10 protein-coding genes are annotated in these 6,893 nt (G+C 55.0%); 5 read left to right on the forward strand and 5 right to left on the reverse strand.

Going from position 1 to position 6,893, the window contains the following annotated elements; translation table 11 throughout:
• Positions 1 to 174: 174 nt before the first annotated feature.
• Positions 175 to 549, forward strand: coding sequence for a hypothetical protein (locus WKI84_RS09265; RefSeq protein ID WP_337863265.1), 375 nt, complete (start codon positions 175 to 177; stop codon positions 547 to 549).
• Here WKI84_RS09265 and WKI84_RS09270 read toward each other — a convergent pair.
• Positions 501 to 1,196 carry a hypothetical protein gene (locus WKI84_RS09270; RefSeq protein ID WP_337863266.1) on the reverse strand — a complete coding sequence of 232 codons (696 nt, stop codon included), beginning with the start codon at positions 1,194 to 1,196 and terminating at the stop codon, positions 501 to 503. The genes WKI84_RS09265 and WKI84_RS09270 overlap by 49 nt on opposite strands.
• Positions 1,197 to 1,404: 208 nt before the next feature.
• Positions 1,405 to 1,602 carry a hypothetical protein gene (locus tag WKI84_RS09275; RefSeq protein ID WP_337863267.1) on the reverse strand — a complete coding sequence of 66 codons (198 nt, stop codon included), beginning with the start codon at positions 1,600 to 1,602 and terminating at the stop codon, positions 1,405 to 1,407.
• Positions 1,603 to 1,746: 144 nt separating this feature from the next.
• On the opposite strand from WKI84_RS09275, the gene WKI84_RS09280 reads away from it, so the two are divergent.
• Together WKI84_RS09280 and WKI84_RS09285 are read left to right on the forward strand one after the other, a co-directional pair.
• A complete protein-coding gene (locus WKI84_RS09280) occupies positions 1,747 to 2,250 on the forward strand; it encodes a PadR family transcriptional regulator (protein WP_337863268.1) in 504 nt (167 codons plus the stop codon).
• Positions 2,251 to 2,318: 68 nt separating this feature from the next.
• A complete protein-coding gene (locus WKI84_RS09285) occupies positions 2,319 to 2,594 on the forward strand; it encodes a winged helix-turn-helix domain-containing protein (RefSeq protein ID WP_337863269.1) in 276 nt (91 codons plus the stop codon).
• Positions 2,595 to 2,618: 24 nt separating this feature from the next.
• On the opposite strand, the gene WKI84_RS09290 is transcribed toward WKI84_RS09285, so the two are convergent.
• Together WKI84_RS09290 and WKI84_RS09295 are read right to left on the reverse strand one after the other, a co-directional pair.
• Positions 2,619 to 2,885 (reverse strand): hypothetical protein, encoded by a 267-nt coding sequence (locus tag WKI84_RS09290; protein WP_337863270.1) that lies wholly within the window; start codon positions 2,883 to 2,885, stop codon positions 2,619 to 2,621.
• A 2-nt stretch (positions 2,886 to 2,887) separates the two neighbouring features.
• Positions 2,888 to 3,526, reverse strand: coding sequence for a pyridoxamine 5'-phosphate oxidase family protein (locus tag WKI84_RS09295; protein ID WP_337863271.1), 639 nt, complete (start codon positions 3,524 to 3,526; stop codon positions 2,888 to 2,890).
• Positions 3,527 to 3,591: 65 nt separating this feature from the next.
• On the opposite strand from WKI84_RS09295, the gene WKI84_RS09300 reads away from it, so the two are divergent.
• Positions 3,592 to 3,816, forward strand: a complete 225-nt coding sequence (locus WKI84_RS09300; protein WP_337863272.1) for a hypothetical protein — start codon at positions 3,592 to 3,594, stop codon at positions 3,814 to 3,816.
• 96 nt (positions 3,817 to 3,912) lie between these two features.
• Positions 3,913 to 4,212, forward strand: a complete 300-nt coding sequence (locus tag WKI84_RS09305; protein WP_337863273.1) for a hypothetical protein — start codon at positions 3,913 to 3,915, stop codon at positions 4,210 to 4,212.
• Here the strand turns inward: WKI84_RS09305 and WKI84_RS09310 are convergent.
• Positions 4,193 to 6,334: a thioredoxin domain-containing protein gene (locus WKI84_RS09310; RefSeq protein WP_337863274.1), complete on the reverse strand. Its 2,142-nt coding sequence runs from the start codon at positions 6,332 to 6,334 to the stop codon at positions 4,193 to 4,195. The two genes, WKI84_RS09305 and WKI84_RS09310, sit on opposite strands and share 20 nt — an antisense overlap.
• Between the last annotated feature and the right edge of the window lie 559 nt (positions 6,335 to 6,893).

Below are 6,893 nucleotides of genomic sequence, written 5' to 3' on the forward strand. Positions count from 1 at the left end.
ATCACCATCTTCTTTTTCATATAAATGACGGTGAGGCGGTTTCACGACGCGGCTTTGGGGTCGGAAGGAAGGCCCAATCGTCTGAATGGCTGTTGTGGAGGGCTCTGTCTACCTGCCTTCTTCTCCTCCCCATCCTCCCCTTTTTTATAGCGGCTGCCCACAGACATTCAGGATTTGCAGGTCATCGTAGAGCCCTGGAAAAAGCTGATAGTGCATGAAGTCATCGAGTACGGCTTTGACGACCTGGTCCGCCTAGTCCTGTCGCAGGCGCGCGCGGCAGGCGGGGGCATATCGTCGATGAACTGGTGCAATGGCATAGTGTTCCAGCACACCACTTTTCCGGACACGGACAGCGTCGTTCAGGAAAAATTGAAGGGCACGATACACTATTCGTCTGTGGTGTTTGCAAGGAAAGACAAGTTTGAGCGGCAGGTGGTAAGGGAGAACGGCACGCTCAACCTCGTCGACGTGAGCGCCAACTCGATATTCCGCGAGCTGGCTCAGGTGCTCACCGCTGCTCCTCCTACCGCCGCCACAGCCAAGGTGTAGGACAGGAAAGAAAGATGCATGTACACGCGTTTTCCGGCCTGCCTGCGTTGCCTGTCTATTCGGGCAGCGGCGCCTCCCTGTCCACCTTGTAATTCTTTCTTGAATGCCTCGCCATAGTCTAATCCAAGAATCACGTCCCTGCCAACCGCAATTATCTTGTCTTTGGGCACGTCAAAGCGCCAGTCGTAATGGCCCCGCACCATTATCCTGTCCTTGGTCTCTTTCATCACGTGGCCGACGTGCTCCTCGTCCTGCGTTCTAACGCCCTTGTTAAAGAGCGAGTCTGGGTACTTTTTCTCGTACGACGCCAAGTCTATGTCGCCATCCGGGTTGCTGCCTGGCAGGTCTTCTCTGCTTGAAGAAGGCAGGGGCCGGTCGCGGCTCACCCTGTATCTCCTCACTATCTCGTGGAACGGCAGGTCTACAGGCACGTTGCCGCTTGCAAACCTTATCTTGTCCTTGGGTATGTCGTACCTGTCGCCGCCGGCCCCAAAGACCACCAGCAAGTCGTCGGCCTCGCGCACGACGTGACCTACATGCGGCGAGTCAAGCGCCTTTACGCCCTTGTTGAAATACCTGCCCGACGACACCTTCAGTCCCCCTCCGCCGTCCCCTGACGACCGTTCCTGTTGCCTGCTATTTTCCACGCCGTCTGCATTGCCGCAAGCGTTGGCGCAAAGCCAGGCACCCCATAGATGATCTGTTCTCCCATTGCACTCTGCAGTATGCCATTGTATCTTTTGGCATAACGATGCTCAAACGGCCATCTTATCCGTCCAGACGAGCGTGGAAACTATTTGCCGCGTCCAGAGAAATCGCAACACGCCACGTCCATTATGCAACGCTTTTGACTGCTCAAAGGCGGTTGTTATCTGCCCTGACCTGCCTCTTTTTCCTCTCACGCTTTATCTGGGGCGGGCCTATGCAGTGTATGCAGTTGTGGTAGCCCCTGTCGTGGGCCTCCTTTAGCGAGTTGAAATATTCCCTGTCCTCGGAGCCTATCAGGCCAAGCTGGCAGTTCCTTGTCTCGAGCAATAGGTTATGGACTTCCATTTTGGGAATATTGCCGACGTAGAGCACCAACTGTGGTGACTAGATCTTTGTAATATAAAAGTGATCTAGGAGCTATCGCTAGCGATAGGTTGAAATATCGCATGTGATATCGCTAGAGATATGATAAGCGAATGGTTCGCAAGAGTGGGAAGCTCAATACCAAGGGGCTTTTCGCGCCACTACATACTGACGCTTTTGAAGGAGAAGCCGATGACGGGCAAGGAGATAATAGACAAGGCCATAGCCCAGACGGAGGGCAGGTGGAAGCCGTCGCCGGGCCTCATCTATCCTCTTCTTGGCAGGCTGCTCGACGACGGGCTGGTCAGCGAGGTCGAGGGCGGCAGGTACGCCATAACGAGCAAGGGGCTTGCAATAATAGGCGACCTGGAGACGCTCAACAGCGTGGTGCAAAAGCAGCTCGACGTCATGCTGCGCGTGGGCACGGTGGGCAAGGCGCTTGCGACCGACCTGATAGACCGCGTGATAAGCATAGGCACTGCCATCAGCTCCAATCCCGGGGCGATAAGCCGGGAGGACCGGAACAAGTACCGCCAGTTCCTGCTGTCCGAGCTGAAAAAACTGGACGGGCAGGAAGGGCTGCCGCCACCGTCACGCAAAGAAAGGAAAGAAAAGATAGACGTGGAGTAAATTCACAGAACTTTTTTCTGGTTTTTTATTAGAACACACATTTAACTGATGAGTGCTAGAAAAATCGCGTGAAGTATAGGAGCAGGATGGATATCGCGGCCGCCATATTAGAGATAGCGCAGGGTGGCGCGATAAAGACTCGGATCATGTACAGGGCGTTCCTGTCGTTCCCGCAGCTCAAGGAGTACCTGGAGCTCTTGTTGGAGGGCGGCTTGCTGGAATACGTTGAAGAAGAAAAAGAGTACTACACCACGGAAAAGGGGAGGCATTTCTTGAAAATGTACAAGGAAGTCGGCCAGATGATATACCCGGCGGGGAGTAAAAAAAAGAGGATCGCAGCCTGACCTGATGCCATAGATGGATCATCATCAGAGCCACGGCCAAAAGGGCATGTTACGTATTGCGCACTGCTTGCGCACCACCGCCCTTGCCTTCCCAGCCGCTTCAAGCTCGTCTGCGCCGGCTTTCAGGTACTGGAGCATGACCTCCTCGTACAGTTTTTTTGCCCTCTCTTCTGTAAACTCTTTGTAGGCCGGTTCTCTCGATACGTCGTTTGCCCCTTTCATCTCCAGGTACTCTTGCCTGCATTCGGGGCAGGCGTCATCGAAAAAGTCGCGGTGGGTGGTGCAGACCATTCTTACATCTCCGGCTCCCGCTCTATCACGGGGTTGCCGTCGCCTTCCACACGTATGCCCATCACGGCAAGGGCAGGCAGGGCGCCTGCAAGCCCTTCCCGCTCGATGATCAGCCGGGCCATCTTTAACCTGTAGGATCCAGACCAGTGCTGGCCTATCTTGTATTTCCCGCGCATTTCGTCTGGCACGACCTTGATGACTGCCACTTCGTGCACCACCGGCATGTGCTCGTCCAGCCTTTCGTACCGCCCCTCCTTCTGGTACTTTTCCATGAGCGCGTTGAGCGCGGCGGCCTTTTCCCTGCCGTCCTGCACGAGCATCGCCTTGCCCTTTACCACCACGCTGATGTAGAGCGTGTCTGCCTGCGACGCGTCTGTCGGGTGAAAGTAATAGGAGGGCAGAAAGCAGACGTGCTGGTCCACCTCAAAGCCGACCTTGGGGTTGCGCAGCATGTTGCCTATCTTTTCGCCAAACGGGTGCGAGTGCATGTAGACTGCCCCGTCGGCATATACAAAGTTCATCGGGATCACCTGCGGGTACCCTGACGCGTCTATCGAGGCGACCCTGCCTACCGGCTGGCTGTTCATAAAGTCGATCATCTTTTGCCTCGACTTGATCTCGAACTTTTTGACCAGCTGCACACATCCTGTAAGCAGTGCTTTGGTTAAAAGTTATACGCATGCAATGGCAACAGAACACGCGGCAGATGGACAGAAAGAAAAGGACGTTGCGCTATGGCATCATCGCCTGCATGGCAGCAATGGTTGGCGCAGTCGCCTACGCGTTTGTCCGGCTGTACGTCATGAACATGCGCGTCGACCTGTCTGTGTTTGCCGTCAACATCGTCGTCTTTATGATAAGCGCCGGCGTCCTCGTCTACCTGATGTGGAAGCAGAAAGAGATGGAAGAAGAAGAGTTCTTTAGGGATTGATTTAGTAACCACCACCGCCTCTATCATATTTTGTATATGGGCATGCAACAACAACCGCAGCAGGACGATTCAGGCAGCAGGTTTCGGATAACCCAAATGACAGACACAGGCGCGATGGTCACGCTTGTGCTTGCAGAAGACGTCGAGCTTGAAACTGTGTCGCAGCAGCAGATGATGCTGGAAGCAGTCGACCGGGCGATTGTGGACAAGGAGGTCAAGGAGCAGATCAAGCCCATCCTCGAGGCCATGCTGCGGGCGCAGCCGCAGACCGTGGTGAGGTCGTCTTACGCCCAGACCACGATGCAGATCTCGATGCCCCGTCGCCGCTATGAAAAGATGGGCAGCCCCCGGGTGGGCGAGCGGGTAACGATAGAGATCAGGAAGGCCGGGGCGTAATCCCAAGCTGCCGTACAAGCTCTTCCTTTGATTTGATGGGGAGCGAGCACGTAAAGTTCCTGCACACAAAGGCGGTTTCGCCTTCACCTGTAGCAGCCCTGCCCTTGAAGAACGCATACCGCTGGAGGGCGTCAAGGTCCTGCTTTTGCGTAACGTTGGCAGTTATGCCGTCAGGCAGGAATGTGCTGTAGAGCATGCGGGACAGATCGCCACCTCTTTCTTCTTTCCTGCCGGTGCTGTCTCCTCCTCTTATCACAGTCACCTCGACGGGTTTTTTGACATAGAGGTACATCGAGATCAGGAGCTGCCCAAACCCAAAGGGGTTCTCGGCAGCCGGCCTTGCGCCTGACTTCATTATCCTGGCAGCCTTGTCCAGGTAGTTGGAGTTTTGCGTATAGTGGTGCAGGCGGAGCAGGTTGGACGCCGCCACCGAGTTGCCAGACGGTATCGCCAGGTCGTAGAGGTTCTTGGTGCGCACGATAAGCTGCTCGTGGTCGTCTGACGTGAAAAAGAGGTTGCCCTCCTTTTCGTCCCAAAAGTGGGCCAGCATAAAGTCAGTGTATTTTGCGGCCTTTTCCAGATAGTCGGGCCGGGACTCGATTGCAAAGAGGTCCAGCAGGCCGCCTGCGTAAAATGCATAGTCGTCGAGGTAGGCGTTGAGCCGGGACTGGCCGTCCTTGAACGTGCGCAACAGCCTGCCTTCCTGAGGATAGGCGAGCCTGCCCTCTATGAAGGCGACTGCTTTCTTTGCAGCCTGCAGGTATTTCTCGTCGCCCGTGACTGCGTAGCCCTTGGCAAAGCCGGAAATCATGAGGCCGTTCCACGAAGTAAGAACCTTTTCGTCCCGGCCGGGCCTCACCCTTTTTTCCCGCTCGGCAAGCAGACTGGCGGAAGCCGCGGCGATTATTTTTTCTATTTCTTCCGGCGACTTGCCATGCCGCTGCGCGATGGCCGCCACAGGCGAGCGCACGTTCAGTATGTTGCCCGACTCGAAATTGCCCCCGTCTGTGACACCATAGTGCTCGCAAAAGACGTCGACGGCAAGCGGGTCCTGCAGGACCTGGCGGATCTCTTTTTTGGACCAGACGTAGAACTTGCCCTCCTCGCCTTCCGAGTCGGCGTCAAGCGCCGAGTAAAAGCCGCCCTCGGGATGCGTGAGCTCGGCAAGCACAAAATCGAGCGTCTTTCTCACTATCGCAAGGTGGCGTTCCTTGTCGCCGGTTATCTGGTACAGCTCTGCGTAAAGCTGGGCAAGGAGCGCATTGTCGTACAGCATCTTTTCAAAGTGCGGCACTAGCCATTTCTGGTCCGTCGAATACCGGGCAAAGCCTCCGCCCAGCTGGTCGTGTATGCCCCCCTGCGCCATCTTGTCTGCCGTAAAAATCACGAAATCGCGAAAGCGGGCAATGCCAGAGATGTCGTAATACCTGAGCAGGAACAGCAGGTTTGAGGCGTTTGGGAACTTGGGAGCCTGGCCAAAGCCGCCGTATATGGTGTCGCCCATCTGGAGCAGGCCGACTGCCGCCTCGTCCAGGATGGAACGCTCTACCTTTGTTCCTGCTGCTGCGCCGGCAGCAACATCGCCCGACGTCTGCGCCAGCGCGGTCATGAACTCGGCGCTTGCGGCCTCGATCTCGTTCTTTTTCGTCCTGTAGGCTTCTGACAGCTGCTGAAGGATGGTCTTGAAGCTTGGCACGCTGTACGCCCTGCCGTCCTTTGGGAAATACGTGCCGACGTAGAACGGCCTGTGGTCAGGAGTCATGAACACCGAGAGCGGCCAGCCCCCGGTCCCGGTCGCAAGCTGGCAGGCCCTCTGGTAAATGTCGTCAATGTCGGGCCGCTCCTCACGGTCGACTTTGATGTTGATAAAGTTCTCATTCATTATCCTGGCAGTCTCCTCGTCCTCGAAAGACTCGTGCGCCATCACGTGGCACCAGTGGCAGGCCGAGTAGCCGACGCTCAAAAAGATGGGCTTGTCCTCCCTCTTGGCCCTCTCCAAAGCTTCTTCCCCCCACGCGTACCAGTCGACAGGGTTGTATGCATGTTGCAGAAGGTAGGGGCTCGTCTCCTTGGCAAGCCTGTTTGGCTTGCCTGCGCCGGGTTTTTGGGCGTTGCCGTACATTTGCGGTAGCTTTGTGCGCACCGTATTTAGACTGTATGGCAGATCCAGATTTTCAAGAAAACGGCCGGGAATTGCATAATCTATAGAAAGAAACTGAAAGACGAGCTAGATCACTGGAACTATGTTTTTGTAGGGAGAAATGTGCCAAAGGCTTTATTAGCAAGCTTGTACAAGCTTTAATCAACACTAAATCGGACGCTTGCAGTGGCCCGGTAGTGATGTGTTCTCTCACGATTTACGCTCGTTGTAAAGATTTATATTTACAACCTGTAAAGAAAATGTTCGAACGTAACATCAAGGCGGCGTCGGTGATGATGTTGGCATTGTGCCATTTTGTGATTCACTGACCTCCAGTTGCGCTCATATCATGGGGATTCGATGTCAACATTGGATCCGACATAGGTCATACGTGCAAACCCAAATACGACGAAACGACGACGATACAGTTGCGATCCGCACAATTACCAAGTTGTCCGGCCGTACTCTCTTTAACGAGAAAAAATATGGATTGACTCCGGTTGATCCTGCCGGACCCGACTGCTATCAGAGTGGGACTAAG

It is taken from the genome of Nitrososphaera sp., from assembly GCF_037447015.1.
Classification (GTDB): Archaea; Thermoproteota; Nitrososphaeria; order Nitrososphaerales; family Nitrososphaeraceae; genus Nitrososphaera.